Below are 13,594 nucleotides of genomic sequence, written 5' to 3'. Positions count from 1 at the left end.
AAGCCGCGCGCATCCTCACCGCCCAGATCCCCGACACCCAGCCGCTGGGCGGCTGGGCCTTCGTCAAGGACCTCGCCGCCCGCACCGGCGCCTCCTTGGGCACCACCCGCTGGGACACCGGATCCGTCTTCTCCGCCGTCGCGGCCTGTGTCGGCCCTGACCTGCTGACCCGCATCCTGCGCCAGCTCCCCTCCGGCTACGCACTGCTGTTCGGCCGCGCCGAACTCACCCGAGCCGCATAGCCGGGCCGCGCCTTTCCGGCGCCACAGCGGCCAGGGCCGCCACGTGGTCCGACACCGACGCTGGAAGCACCGCTCATACGCGCTCCGAGGATCGCAAACAGGCACTGACCAGGTAGGCGAGAACGCCCGCGGCGATCAGCACCGATGTGCCGCCCAGCATGAGCCTGCGTCTTTGTCTGCGCTGCCGCGCGGCCTGCCTCGGTGTGTTCATTTCCTGTCCGTTCGCAAGATCGAGCCGATGGTGCACTGCTGAGTGACCGCCGGAAGCGCAAGGATTGCCAACGATTTCTCACAGGAAGTGGCCGAGGGAGTGTCGGACGAGACCCGGGCCCGTGTCGAGGAACTGATCCACCGGCACGGTTGCCGCGAGCCCCCGAAGAGCGCATTGGCGCGCAGAGACGCCGGTGCCCTGGTTGCCCGGGAGGTGGGCAACCAGGGCGAGGGCCGGGCGGTCAGGATTCCTTGACAGCCGTACCGGTGACTGAGTCTCCGGACTTCGTGACCTTGTACTTCACTTTGGCGCCGCTGTGGAAGTGGAAGATCAGCGTCGCCGGTTCCCCGTCACGCAGTACCTTGAGGAATTCGGGGGTCAGGATGATCGTGCCGTTCGGTAGTCCGGCGAGAAGGCCACGTTGAACTCCTGGTACGGAGCCCAGCTGGTCGGGCCGGCGTTGCTGGGGGTCACGCCACTTCAGGGTCTCTCGGTTCAGGTAGGCGAAGCCGCTACAGCGCGGTGAAGGTCCACTGCAGGTTGGTGCTGCTGCCGTAGGTCCACTGCTTGGTGACGGAACCCGAGTCGACGTTGCCGCCGCCGTCGAGGACCAGGCCGGTGGTGCGGTTGGCGATCGAATAGCGGTCGCCATCGCGGTGGGTGATGGTCCACTGCTGGTTGGTGCCACCGTTCCAGGCGGCCTGTCTGGCGGCGGAGCCGTCGGCGGTGGCGCCCCAGCCGTCGGCGACCATGCCGTTCGTGCGGTTGACCAGCTTGTAGTAGCGGCCGCCGACCGCAACTGCCTGCCACTGCAGGTTGGTGCTGTCGCCCGAGGTCCATTGCTTGAGGTTGGAGCCGGAGGCGACGTTGCCGCCGCTGTCCAGGGCGAGTCCGTTGGTGACGTTGGTGATCCGGAAGTAGGTGGCCGGGTTGAACTCCACCTTCAGCGAGGTGATCTGGTCGTTGTTGCCGGTGACGCGCAGGTCGGGGTTTTCGGCGGTGAAGGTCCAGGAGGTGCCGGTGAAGTTGTCTCCGGAGTAGCCGGTCACCTGGTAGCCGGGGGCCGGCCGGAGGGAGGAGAGGGTGCCTGCGCCTAGCCCGGCCGCGGTCAGGTCGGCCGCTGTGTAGTCGCCGACGGTCAGGACAGCGGAGTCGCCGGTGTAGTTCACGTCCGCGAAGGCGATGGCGCCGGCGAGTGGCCGCAGGCCCGGGATCGCGCCGGAGAAGTTGAGCTTCAGGACGTAGGCGCCGGCGCTGTACGGCGCCGAGGACGGCAGGGTGACCGTGAGGCCGGAGGAGTTCTGGGCCGGCGTGGGCAGGTCGATGTAGGTGCCGGCGGTGGTGCCGAGGAGTTTCACCGAGGTCAGTGACGAGAGGTTGATCCGGTCCGAGCTGAGGGTTTTGATCGTCAGGGAGCTGCCGGGCCAGCCCAGGACGGCGGCGTACAGGACGTTGTCGGCCTTGTTGCGGGTGAAGCGGATGTCCTGCGCAGTGCCGGCATGCGGAGTCGTGAACGCACCGCCGCCCATCTTCGTCGGGCCCTCGCCGTACGTCGTCCAGGCGCGGGTGGAGTACACCGACTCGCCGAAGCGCTTCAGGTGGTCCCCGATACCGAGCAGGATGTCCTTCTGCGCCTGGGGGATGGTGCCGTCGGCCATCGGAGCGATGTTGAGCAGCACGTTGCCGTTCTTGCTGACCCGGTCGAGGAACGAGTGCAGCATCTGCGGGATGCTGTAGTAGCCGATGCCCTGGGTGTAGCACCAGCTGGAGCTGGAGATGCTGTCGTCGGTCAGCCAGTACGGGGCGGTGAGATCGGCTGGACCACCGCGCTCGTAGTCGAAGACCTCACCCTTGCCGTTCATGCCGTCCTTGTACGTGGCGACGACCTCTCGGCCCCAGCTGTTGGCCTGGTTGTAGTAGTAGGCCAGGAAGTTCAGGCGCTGTTTCTCGTCGACGGCGTCCATCCTGAAGTCCTGCCAGAGGATGTCGGGTTGGGTGCGGTCGATGACCTCCTTGAGCTTGTCGAACCAGAGCTGGTTCTCCGCGGATGAACCCAGCTGCCCGTAGAGCTTCTTGAGGCTGCTGTCCGTCTGCGCGGGGACGTATTCGTAGAAGCCGTTGAAGTGGTACGCGTGGTGCATGGCCACCAGCAGCTTCAGACCCTTGGCGCGGATGGCCGTGGAGAACAGCCGCAGCAGGTCAAGACCAGGGCCCTTTTTCACCGAGTTCCACTCGTTGACCTGGCTGTCCCACATGGAGAACCCGTCGTGGTGCTCGGCGACCGGCCCGGCGAACCTGGCGCCGGCGTCGACGAAAAGCTGCACCCACTCGTCGGGGTCGAAGTTCCCGCCGGCCGACTTCAGCTTCGGGGCGAACTGCACGGTGTTGCCCGCCAGGTCCCGGGCTCCGTTGATGAAGTTGTGGTACGGCCACGCCGACGGCTGGCCGTAGGTCGCGATGTGGTGCTGGTTGGCGTTGCTGCCCGCCTGATACATGCTGCGCGGGTACCACTCGTTGTCGTAGGCGGGGACGCTGAAGACGCCCCAGTGGAAGTAGATCCCGAACTTCGCGTCCTGGAACCACTCCGGGGCCGGCGGGTGCTGGTCGACCGAGTTCCAGTCGGGCGTGTACGTGCTGGGGGCCGCCTCGGCGGCACCGGCACTGAACACACCTCCGGCAACGGCCGCCGTGGCCACGCAGGTTGCGGCGGCCAGCAACTGGCGTCTGTTGATCGAGCTCGACATGGACACATCCCTGATGCGGAAGGGGACAGGGGGAATGCAGGGCCACGCATGAAGGTCGGCCATGTCGCCATGGGATGTCAACCAGCGTGCAGGGATGAAAGTGACCCTGGCTCAGGGTGAGTTGCCCTGGTTTATCTCACCTAATGTGTATTGCGATCACGTAAACATGGCATGTCTTGTCGTGCTTCGTGGCCAGTGCGAGCCATCAAGTGTCGACGATTGATGGGATGGATGCTCCTCTGAGGGCGGCACCTCTCCGGGTGGGCACCCGTGAACCTGACTCTCTCGCTGCGATTTTGTACAGAGGGCTGGACGGCGTGCCGGAAGTCGCTCTATAAACATCCCATCTCTACTGCGCGGCGACACACGGATGCCGTCGAGGCGAAACATCTCCCGCTACGGGACCGGCGCGAGGAAGCACCGATGAGACTCAGAACCGCCCTCTGTTCCGCCGTCTCCGCCCTGTCCGCACTGGCGCTGCTCAGTGCGTGCGGCAGCGGCTCAACCACGTCGGCGTCGTCGGGTGACGCGCCGCTGGTCGGCGTCGACTACCCGCGCTCCGACACCGACTTCTGGAACTCCTACATCAAGTACACGCCGGAGTACGGCAAGAAGCTCGGCCTCTCGCTCAAGGCCACCAACTCGCAGAACGACGTCGCCAAACTCACCGCCAACGCACAGACGTTCATCAGTCAGGGCGTCAAGGGCATTGCGATGGCCCCGCAGGACACCGCCGCCATCGCGCCCACCCTGGCACAGTTGGAGGCGAAGAAGATCCCGGTAGTCACCGTGGACACCCGCCCCGACACCGGCAAGGTGTTCATGGTCGTGCGCGCCGACAACCGGGCCTACGGCGAGAAGGCCTGCCGCTACCTCGGCACGAAGCTCGGCGGCAAGGGCAAGGTCGTGATGCTGGAGGGCGGTCTCGACTCCATCAACGGCCGTGACCGCACGGAGGCCTTCAACGCCTGCATGGAGAAGAACTATCCCGGCATCAAGGTGTTCGGCGAGGCCACCAACTGGGACGGTGCGGTCGCCGCGCAGAAGCTGCAGACCGACCTGATCGCCAACCCGGACATCAAGGGCATCTACATGGAGTCCAGCTTCGCCCTGTCCGGCACGCTCCAAGTCCTCAAGCAGAAAGGGCTGTTGGTCGATCCGAAGGACAAGAAGCACGTCTTCGTCGTCTCCAACGACGGCATCCCCGAAGAGCTGAGGTCCATAGCCGCCGGGAAGATCGACGCCACGGTCTCCCAGCCGGCCGACCTCTACGCCAAGTACGCCCTGTACTACCTCAAGGCCGCGATCGACGGGAAGACGTTCAAGCCCGGCAAGACCGACCACGACAGCACCATCATCCAGGTCCGCGACGGTGTCCTCGAGGACCAGCTCTCCGCCCCGCTCGTCACCGCCGACGGCGGCACCTACGGCGGCGTCACCAGCGTCAAGAGCGACGACAAGGCGCTGTGGGGCAACAACCTCGGCTGATCCCTTCTCCGGATCGCGACAGCTCACGGGAGCAACGGCTCACGAGAACAAGGAGGTTGAGATGAGCGACGGGGAGCGAGCAGTGACCCCCGCGCCCGCCCCGGCGGACGACGGACGGGTCCTCTCCGACCCGCCCGTCGTCGAGGCGACGGGCATAGTCAAACGATTCGGTCCGACGGTTGCGCTGAACGGCGCCCGGATCACCATCAGGCCCGGCGAGACCCACGCGCTCGTCGGCCGCAACGGAGCCGGCAAGTCGACCCTGGTGTCGGTCCTCACCGGCCTTCAGGCCCCGGACGAGGGAACGGTCACCTTCGGTGGCGAGGCCGCCCCCCGCCCCGCCGACCGGGACGCCTGGCGGCAACGCGTGGCCTGCGTCTACCAGAAGTCCACGATCATCCCCACGCTGACCGTCGCCGAAAACCTCTTCCTGCACCGGCACGACCACGGACGCAGCCGGCTCGTCAGCTGGCAGGCCACCCGTCGCCGCGCACAGGAGCTGCTGTCGACCTGGTCGGTGGACGTCGACCCGCAGGCCCCGGCCAGTGAACTGAGCGTCGAGCAGCGGCAGTTCGTCGAGGTCGCTCGTGCGCTGTCCTTCGGCGCCCGGTTCATCATCCTCGACGAGCCGACGGCCCAGCTCGACGGGGCCGCCATCAACCGCCTCTTCGAGCGCATCCGTGACCTGCAACGCCAGGGCGTGACGTTCCTGTTCATCAGTCACCATCTCCAGGAGGTCTACGAGATCTGCGACATGGTGACGGTCTTCCGTGACGCTCGGCACATCATCACGGCGCCAGTGGCGGAACTCCCTCGCGCCGACCTGGTCGCCGCCATGACCGGTGAGGCGGCGGCCGATCGGCAAGGGGAACGGGCGAGCACCCTCACTCCTGACGCCACGGCCGCACTGAGCGTCCGTGCTCTGCGAGGCGACGCGTACGACGACGTCAGCTTCCAGGTCGGGGCCGGCGAGATCGTCGGCCTCGCGGGCGCCGCCGGCAGCGGGCGCACCGAGGTCGCCGAGACCGTCGTAGGGCTGCGGGCGGCAGCGGCGGGCGAGGTGGAGATCGCCGGGAACCGGCCCCGGCCGGGCAGCGTGCCCGCAGCGCTCGCGACCGGCGCAGGGTTCGTCCCGCAGGACCGGCACCACCAGGGCTTCGTCCCCGGCATGTCGATCGCGGACAACGCCACACTGTCCGTGCCGAAGCGCATTGGCTCGAACGGGTTCCTGAGCCGCAGCCGCCGGGACCGGCTCGCCCGGCGCATGATCGAGAACCTGGCGATCAAGACTCCCGGGCCCGACCTGCCCGTCTCCGCCCTGTCCGGAGGCAACCAGCAGAAGGTCGTCATGGCCCGCGCCCTGGCCGACGACCCCAGACTGCTGGTCCTGATCAACCCGACCGCGGGCGTGGACGTGCGCTCCAAGGAGTTCCTCCTCGGCAAGGTCGAGGAGACCGCGCAGACCGGCACCGGAGTGCTCATCGCCTCCGACGAACTCGACGATCTGCGCATGTGCGACCGGGTCCTGGTGATGTTCCAGGGCCGTGTGACCTCAGAGATCGCCCGCGGCTGGCACGACCACGACCTCGTGGCCGCAATGGAAGGAGTGGCCCTCAATGCCTGAATCCGTCCTTGCGGACACCGCCGCCCCTACGGAAACGGAACCGGTGGCGAAGCGGATCGCGCTGTTCGGCGGCCGGCTACCCCTGGCCCGGCTGCGCGACCTCGCGCTCGTCCCGGCGATCGTGGTCATCGCGATCGTGGGCCAGATCGTCAACCCGGTCTTCCTGCAGGCGGACAACCTCGTCAACGTCCTGCAGACCATGTCCGAGATGGCTCTGCTGGTCCTCGCCCAGGCGATGATTCTTATCGTCAAGAAGATGGACCTGTCCCTTGAGTCCACCATGGGCCTCGCGCCCGGTGTCGCGGCCTGGCTGGTGGTGCCGACCGGCGCGGGACACGGTCTGGGGCTGCTGCCCGGCGCCTGGTCGATTCCCGTCACGCTCGCCGTGGGCGCGCTGGTCGGTGTGATCAACTCCCTGCTGATCATCCGCTTCGGCCTCAACGGCTTCATCGTCACCCTCGGCATGCTGATCGTGCTGCGCGGTGTCCTCACGGGCATCTCCGCCGGCCAGACCTTCTTCCAACTGCCCGAGTCGATGCTCTACTTGGGCACCGCCGAATGGTTCGGGATGCCCGCGTCCATCTGGATCTGCCTGGTGCTGTTCGCCGTCGCCGTCGTGGTGCTCGGCTGGACCAGCTTCGGCCGCTCGCTGTACGCCATCGGCGGCAACGTCGACGCCGCGAAGGCGGCCGGTATCCGCACCGACCGGGTGCTGTGGATCGTCATCGTCACCGGCAGCGTACTCGCCGCCCTCGCCGGACTGCTGCTCTCCGGACGCCTGGCCTCCGTCGCCTCCGCGCAGGGCAACGGCTACATCTTCACCGTGTTCGCCGCCGCCGTCATCGGCGGGATCAGCCTCAACGGCGGCAAGGGCACCATGTTCGGGGCGTTCTGCGGCATCCTGCTGCTCTTCATGATCCAGAACGTGCTCACCCTGGGTGGCGTCCCCGCCCAGTGGATCGGCGCCCTCAACGGCCTGATCATCCTGGTCGCCCTCGCCATCTCGCGCATCACGGGCGGCAAGGTCCAGGAGTGACCCGCGCGGCCGTCGCCGCCGGACCTCCCACAGCCGCCTCACCCTTCCGTCGCAGCGGGGCCCTGTGCCCCGCCTGCTCCTCAGGAGTTGCCGCAATGTCCTCCGCCGTGCCCGCATCCGCCCGCATCACCGCCCTGGACGTCCTCGACGTACGTTTCCCGACGTCCGAGCACCTGGACGGGTCGGACGCGATGAACCCCGAACCCGACTACTCCGCCGCCTATGTCGTCCTGCGCACCGACGCCGGCGACGGACTGGAGGGCCACGCCCTCGCCTTCACCACCGGACGCGGCAACGACGTCCAGGCCGCCGCCATCGCCGCCCTCGCCCCGCACGTGGTCGGCCTGTCCGTCGAGGAGGTCTGCTCCGACCTCGGCGCCTTCTCCCGCTCCCTGGTCCACGACCCCCAACTGCGCTGGCTGGGGCCGGAGAAGGGCGCCATCCACATGGCGACCGGCGCGGTCGTCAACGCCGCCTGGGACCTGGCCGCCAAGCGCGCGGGCAAGCCGGTGTGGCGGTTCCTCGGCGAGATGTCGCCGGAGGAACTGGTCGCCCAGGTCGACTTCCGCTGGCTCAGCGATGCCCTCACCCCCGAGGAGGCGCTGGACATCCTGCGCCGCGCCGCGCCCGGCCGCGAGCACCGCATCGGCCGGTTGCTCGACCAGGGCTACCCCGCCTACACGACCACCCCCGGCTGGCTCGGCTACTCCGACGAGAAGCTGTCCCGCCTGGCCCGCGAGGCGGTCGCCGACGGCTTCACGCAGATCAAGCTGAAGGTCGGCGCAGACCTGGAGGACGACGTACGCCGCATGCGCACCGCCCGCGAGACGGTCGGCGACGACATCCGCATCGCCGTCGACGCCAACCAGCGTTGGGACGTGCAGCCCGCCATCGACTGGATGCGCGCCCTGGCCCCCTACCAGCCGTACTGGATCGAGGAGCCCACCTCACCCGACGACATCCTCGGCCATGCCACCGTGCGCAAGGCCGTCGCCCCCATCAAGGTCGCCACCGGCGAGCACATCGCCAACCGGGTCGTCTTCAAGCAGCTCCTCCAGGCCGGCGCGGTGGACATCGTGCAGATCGACTCCGCACGGGTCGGCGGCGTCAATGAGAACATCGCGACCCTGCTGCTCGCCGCCAAGTTCGGCATCCCTGTCTGCCCGCACGCCGGCGGCGTCGGCCTGTGCGAGATGGTCCAGCACCTGTCGATGTTCGACTACGTCGCCGTCTCCGGTACGACCGAGGACCGGGTCATCGAGTACGTCGACCACCTGCACGAGCACTTCGTCGACCCGGTGCGCATCGTCGACGGCCACTACCTGGCGCCGACGCGGCCGGGGCTGAGCGCGCAGATGCACCCCGAATCCCTCACGGAGTACACGTACCCCGACGGCCCCGTCTGGACCGCCCGTGTCTGACGGCCGGGCCCTCGTCGACGCCCACCACCATGTCTGGGACCTGGACCTGCGGCCGCAGCCCTGGCTGGACGAACCCGGACACGAGCCGATCCGCCGCAGCTTCAGCTCGCACGCCCTGCGCTCGGCCGCGACCCGGCCGATCGCCGGACGGCGGCTGACGAGCACCGTGGTCGTCCAGTGCGTCCCGTCCGCGCCCGAGACCCGAGACCTCCTCGCCCTGGCCGACAGCGACCCGCTGATCGGCGCGGTCGTCGGCTGGGCGGACCTGACATCCCCCGCGATCGGCGACATCCTCGACGACCTGCGGACAGCCGCCGCCGGCCGGTACCTGAGGGCCGTACGCCACATCGTGCAGGGCGAGTCGGACCCACACTGGCTCCAACGACCGGACGTCGAGCGCGGGTTGCGAGCGGTCGGAAAGCGCGGGCTCGGATACGACGTGCTGATCCGCAGCCACCAGCTCCCGCAGGCGATTCGTCTCGCGGAGCGGCTCCCGGAGCTGCCGCTCGTCCTGGACCATGCGGGCAAGCCGCCCCTCGCACGGCGAGAACTGACCGACTGGGCACGGCAGGTGCGGGACCTGGCCAGGCACGCCCAGGTCCGCTGCAAGGTGTCGGGCCTGGTCACGGAGGCCGACCACGAGAGGTGGACCGTCGACGACATCCGCCCGGCCTGGGGCGTCCTGCTCTCCGCCTTCGGCCCCGACCGGCTGATGTTCGGCTCCGACTGGCCGGTCTGCGTCCTCGCCGGCGGCTGGAACCGCTGGGCCGCCACCGTCGAGGAACTCCTGGACGGCTGCTCCGGCCCCGAGATCCACGCGGTCCTCGCCGGCACCGCGACCGCCTTCTACCACCTGACCCCTGCCCCGACGAAGGAGGGAACACTGTGCTCCTGACGGAACTGCTGCACCCCGGGATCCTCGAAGCTCTGGCCGGCGCCGGCCACGGCGCCCGCGTCCTGCTCGCCGACGGCCACTACCCCGCGAGCACCGCCACCGGCGAGCGCGCCAGGACCGTGCACCTCAACCTGGCCCCCGGCCTGCTCGACGCCACCACCGTGCTCGACGTCCTGCTGCGCGCCCTGCCCGTCGAGGCAGCCCACGTGATGGTGCCGCCCGAGGGCGAACCGGAGCCGCCGGCCATCGCCCAGTACCGCTCGAAGCTGGCAACCGTCCCGGTCGACACGCTCGGCCGCTTCGAGTTCTACGACGTCGCCCGCTCGCCCGACCTGGCGCTGGCGATCGTCACCGCCGACACGCGTACCTACGCCAACCTGCTGCTGACCATCGGTGTCCGCGCTGAAGGGACCCTGACGACACGATGAGTCTTGCTGTCCGTTACGTTTCCGCCCGCACCCTGGACACCGCTCCCGTGATCGGTGCGCCGCCCGGTCCGGGCGAGGTGGAGCTGGCTCCCGCGTTTGTCGGTATCTGCGGTACCGATCTGCACATCTTCCACGGCGACATGGACGCCCGGGTCGCCGCGCCCGCTGTCCTGGGGCATGAGATGTCCGGCCGTGTGGTGCGGGTGGGCCCGGGTGTGGAGGGCTGGCAGGCCAGTGACGCGGTCACGGTGATGCCGCTGCGCTGGGACGACACCTGCCCGGCCTGCCGTGCGGGCCATCAGCACATCTGCCAGCACCTGGACTTCATCGGCATCGACTCCCCGGGCGCGATGCAGCAGCGCTGGACCGTGCCCGCCGCCACCCTCATCCGGCTGCCGGAGTCGCTCGCCTTGGAGCGGGCCGCGCTCGTCGAGCCGACCGCGGTCGCCGTGCACGACGTGGGCCGCGCCGCCGTGCGTGAGGGTGAGAAGGTCGTGGTGGTCGGTGGCGGGCCGGTCGGCATCCTGATCGCGCTGGTCGCGCGGGCCGCGGGCGCGGAGGTGCGGGTGGTGGAGCTGAGCGCGCACCGTCGGCTGCTGGCCGAGGAGTTGGGGCTGACGGCGTGGGACCCGGCCGCAGACGACGTGCCGGCACTGGTGGGGCAGTGGAGTGGGGAGGCGGGCGCGGACGTCGCGTTCGAGGTGTCCGGCGCGGCGGGCGGCGTGGACACCGCGGTCGACGTGCTGGGGGTGCGTGGCCGGCTGTGCCTCGTGGCCATCCACCCCCGGCCGCGTGAGGTGAACCTGCACCGCTTCTTCTGGCGCGAACTGACGTTGGTGGGCGCGCGGTTGTATGACCGCGGCGATTTCGAGCGCGCGGCGGCCCTGGTCGCCGACGGCACGATCCCGGCCGGGCGGCTGATCAGCAAGGTCGTGCCACTCACGCAGGCGCCCGCCGCGTTCGAGGCTTTGGAGGGCGGCGGTGACGTGATGAAGATCCTCGTGGACTGCACCACCGGCACCGACCACACCCACGACGCCCGGGGGGCTGCCGTATGACCGTCTTCGATCTCACCGGGAAGCTTGCCGTGGTCACCGGGGCCCGGCGCGGCATCGGCCGGGCCATGGCCCGCGCGCTCGCCGAGGCCGGTGCGGATGTCATCGGCGTCAGCGCCGGCCTGGAGGCATCCGGCAGCGCGGTGGAGAAGGACGTGCGCGCCGCGGGGCGTTCCTTCGAGGCGATCCGCACCGACTTCGCCGACCCCGAAGCCGTACGGGCCCTGGGCGTCGACCTGGCCGGGCGCCGGCGGCCAGTGGACATCCTCATCAACAACGCGGGCACCATCCGCCGCGCCCCCGCCGCCGAACACGCCGACGCGGACTGGGCGTTGGTGCTCCAGGTCAACCTCACCGCGCAGTTCGCGCTGAGCCGGGCGGTCGGCAAGTCGATGGTGGCCCGCGGCCAGGGGAAGATCATCTTCACGGCGTCGCTGCTCAGTTTCCAGGGCGGCATCACCGTGCCCGGCTACACCGCCGCCAAGCACGGCATCGCCGGACTGACCAAGGCCCTGGCCAACGAGTGGGCGCCGCACGGCGTGAACGTCAACGCCCTCGCGCCCGGCTACATCGCCACCGACAACACCCAGGCCCTCCGGGACGACCCGGTCCGCAGCACGGCGATCCTGGACCGCATCCCCGCCGGACGCTGGGGCAACGCCGATGACCTGGCGGGCGCCACCGTCTTCCTCGCCTCCGACGCCGCCGCCTACGTCCACGGCATCGTCCTGCCCGTCGACGGCGGATGGCTCGGCCGATGACCGCCGGCTTCGACTCCGTGCTGAACGGCTGCCGTCTCCTTCCGGTGCTGACCGTGCCGTCCACCGCGATGGCCGGCCCACTGGCCGACGCCCTCGCGGCGGGCGGTGCCCGGTGCGCCGAGGTCACCTTCCGTACGCCGGGCGCCGAGCGGGTGCTCAAGGAGATGGCCGCCCACGGTGGCCTGGCCGTCGGCGCCGGCACGGTACTCACGCCCGAGCAGGCGGAGCGGGCCGTGGCGGCCGGGGCCCGCTTCGTGGTCTCGCCCGGTTTCGACGAGGAGGTCGTCGCGAAGTGCCGGGAGCTGAGGGTGCCTGTGGTGCCCGGCATCGCCACCGCGACAGAGCTGATGCGTGCCCTGCGGACCGGCCTCGACACCTTCAAGCTCTTCCCCGCCGAGCCGCTCGGCGGCGTGCGGACGCTGCGAGCGCTCGCGGCTCCCTTCCCTGGGACGCGCTTCGTACCGACCGGCGGGATCGACGCTTCCCGCCTGGCCGCCTACCTCGCCGACCCGGCGGTCCTCGCCGTCGGCGGCAGTTGGCTGGCCACCGCCGCCCACCTGAAGCGCGGCGACTACGAGGACATCCGCCGACTGACCGTCGAGGCCGTTGAGGCCGTTGAGAGGAGCATGACGTGATCGACGTGGTGGCCCTCGGCGAGGTGATGCTGCGCTTCGATCCGGGCGAGGGACGGATCCGAACCGCCCGCTCCTTCCAGGTCTGGGAGGGCGGCGGCGAGTACAACGTCGTCCGCGGACTGCGACGCTGCTTCGGCCTGCGGGCAGCCGTCGTGACCGCGCTGGCCGACAACGCGGTGGGCCGGCTCGTCGAGGACCTGATCCTTCAGGGCGGCGTCGGGACCTCGCTGATCCGCTGGGTGCCCGATGACGGGATCGGCCGCAGCGCCCGCAACGGACTGAACTTCGTCGAACGCGGCTACGGCATCCGCGGCGCCCTCGGTGCCAGCGACCGCGCCCACACCGCCGTCTCCCAACTGTGCAGAGGGGACGTCGACTGGGACGCCGTGTTCTCCGCCGGGGTGCGCTGGTTCCACACCGGCGGCATCTTCGCCGGCCTGTCGGACACCACGCTGGATGTCGCGGACGAGGCCATGGCCGCGGCGCGCCGCCATTGGGTCACGGTCTCCTACGACCCCAATTACCGTCCCAGCCTCTGGGCCGGCCGGGGCGGCGCCGACGCCGCCCGCGAGGCCGACCTGCGGCTCGCCCGGCAGGCCGACGTCGTGGTGGGCGCCCTCGGTCTGGCCGGGACGTATCCGGGTCAGACGCGCATCGGGGCCGATGAGGTGGCGGACGCGCTCGGCGAGGTGGCCGGCCTGCTGCCCGAGGCGAAAGTACTGGCGACGACCCTGCGCGAGGTGACCTCGGCCGGTGTCAACGACTGGTCCTCGGCCGGCTGGTCCGCCGAAACCGGATATGTCACCGGCCCGCGGATGCCCGGCCTGCAGGTTCTGGACCGCATCGGTTCCGGCGACGCCTTCGCCGCCGGCCTGATCCACGGACTGCTCAGCGACACCGGCCTGGAGCGCGCCCTGGCCTACGGCACCGCCCACGGCGCGCTCACCATGACCACGCCCGGCGATGTCTCCATGGCCTCGCTCGCCGAGGTCGAGGCGCTCATCGCGGGCGGATCAGCCCACGTCAGTCGCTGACCGGCGGAGCCCTTCACCCG

12 protein-coding genes and 1 pseudogene are annotated in these 13,594 nt (G+C 69.7%); 11 read left to right on the top strand and 2 right to left on the bottom strand.

The features are described 5' to 3' along the window. The coding region (locus ACWD3E_RS34955) for a DUF2267 domain-containing protein (RefSeq protein WP_451391546.1) at positions 1-242 on the top strand (242 nt) is incomplete at its 5' end. 452 nt (positions 243-694) lie between these two features. Here ACWD3E_RS34955 and ACWD3E_RS34950 read toward each other — a convergent pair. Further along, positions 695-927, bottom strand: a pseudogene (locus ACWD3E_RS34950) (hypothetical protein). A 38-nt stretch (positions 928-965) separates the two neighbouring features. After that, positions 966-3,197: an alpha-L-fucosidase gene (locus tag ACWD3E_RS34945; RefSeq protein WP_451391545.1), complete on the bottom strand. Its 2,232-nt coding sequence runs from the start codon at positions 3,195-3,197 to the stop codon at positions 966-968. Between the two features lie 423 nt (positions 3,198-3,620). Here ACWD3E_RS34945 and ACWD3E_RS34940 point away from each other — a divergent pair, with 423 nt between their 5' ends. From ACWD3E_RS34940 to ACWD3E_RS34895, 10 genes are all read left to right on the top strand, one after another. Next, the gene (locus ACWD3E_RS34940; protein WP_451391544.1) at positions 3,621-4,685 is read left to right on the top strand and encodes a sugar ABC transporter substrate-binding protein; all 1,065 of its coding nucleotides are present in this window, start codon (positions 3,621-3,623) and stop codon (positions 4,683-4,685) included. Positions 4,686-4,746: 61 nt separating this feature from the next. Then, on the top strand, positions 4,747-6,309 hold the full coding sequence (locus ACWD3E_RS34935) for a sugar ABC transporter ATP-binding protein (RefSeq protein ID WP_451391543.1): 1,563 nt from the start codon (positions 4,747-4,749) through the stop codon (positions 6,307-6,309). Then, positions 6,302-7,345 (top strand): ABC transporter permease, encoded by a 1,044-nt coding sequence (locus tag ACWD3E_RS34930; protein WP_451391542.1) that lies wholly within the window; start codon positions 6,302-6,304, stop codon positions 7,343-7,345. Before ACWD3E_RS34935 ends, ACWD3E_RS34930 begins: the two co-directional genes overlap by 8 nt. A gap of 95 nt (positions 7,346-7,440) precedes the next feature. After that, complete coding sequence (locus ACWD3E_RS34925) at positions 7,441-8,766, top strand: L-fuconate dehydratase (RefSeq protein WP_451391541.1); 1,326 nt, start codon at positions 7,441-7,443, stop codon at positions 8,764-8,766. Then, the gene (locus ACWD3E_RS34920) at positions 8,759-9,661 is read left to right on the top strand and encodes an amidohydrolase family protein (protein ID WP_451391540.1); all 903 of its coding nucleotides are present in this window, start codon (positions 8,759-8,761) and stop codon (positions 9,659-9,661) included. Before ACWD3E_RS34925 ends, ACWD3E_RS34920 begins: the two co-directional genes overlap by 8 nt. Next, the gene (locus tag ACWD3E_RS34915; protein WP_451391539.1) at positions 9,652-10,089 is read left to right on the top strand and encodes an RbsD/FucU domain-containing protein; all 438 of its coding nucleotides are present in this window, start codon (positions 9,652-9,654) and stop codon (positions 10,087-10,089) included. Before ACWD3E_RS34920 ends, ACWD3E_RS34915 begins: the two co-directional genes overlap by 10 nt. Further along, positions 10,086-11,147 carry a zinc-dependent alcohol dehydrogenase gene (locus ACWD3E_RS34910; protein ID WP_451391538.1) on the top strand — a complete coding sequence of 354 codons (1,062 nt, stop codon included), beginning with the start codon at positions 10,086-10,088 and terminating at the stop codon, positions 11,145-11,147. Before ACWD3E_RS34915 ends, ACWD3E_RS34910 begins: the two co-directional genes overlap by 4 nt. Next, on the top strand, positions 11,144-11,905 hold the full coding sequence (locus ACWD3E_RS34905) for an SDR family NAD(P)-dependent oxidoreductase (protein ID WP_451391537.1): 762 nt from the start codon (positions 11,144-11,146) through the stop codon (positions 11,903-11,905). The genes ACWD3E_RS34910 and ACWD3E_RS34905 overlap by 4 nt, the downstream gene beginning before the upstream one ends. Further along, positions 11,902-12,540 carry a bifunctional 4-hydroxy-2-oxoglutarate aldolase/2-dehydro-3-deoxy-phosphogluconate aldolase gene (locus tag ACWD3E_RS34900; RefSeq protein WP_451391536.1) on the top strand — a complete coding sequence of 213 codons (639 nt, stop codon included), beginning with the start codon at positions 11,902-11,904 and terminating at the stop codon, positions 12,538-12,540. Before ACWD3E_RS34905 ends, ACWD3E_RS34900 begins: the two co-directional genes overlap by 4 nt. Further along, on the top strand, positions 12,537-13,574 hold the full coding sequence (locus tag ACWD3E_RS34895; RefSeq protein WP_451391535.1) for a PfkB family carbohydrate kinase: 1,038 nt from the start codon (positions 12,537-12,539) through the stop codon (positions 13,572-13,574). Before ACWD3E_RS34900 ends, ACWD3E_RS34895 begins: the two co-directional genes overlap by 4 nt. Positions 13,575-13,594: the final 20 nt, after the last annotated feature.

This window comes from Streptomyces sp. NPDC002676, assembly GCF_053592455.1.
The sequence above is the reverse complement of the archived record's forward strand: the minus strand, read 5'-3'. Positions and strand labels throughout refer to the sequence as shown.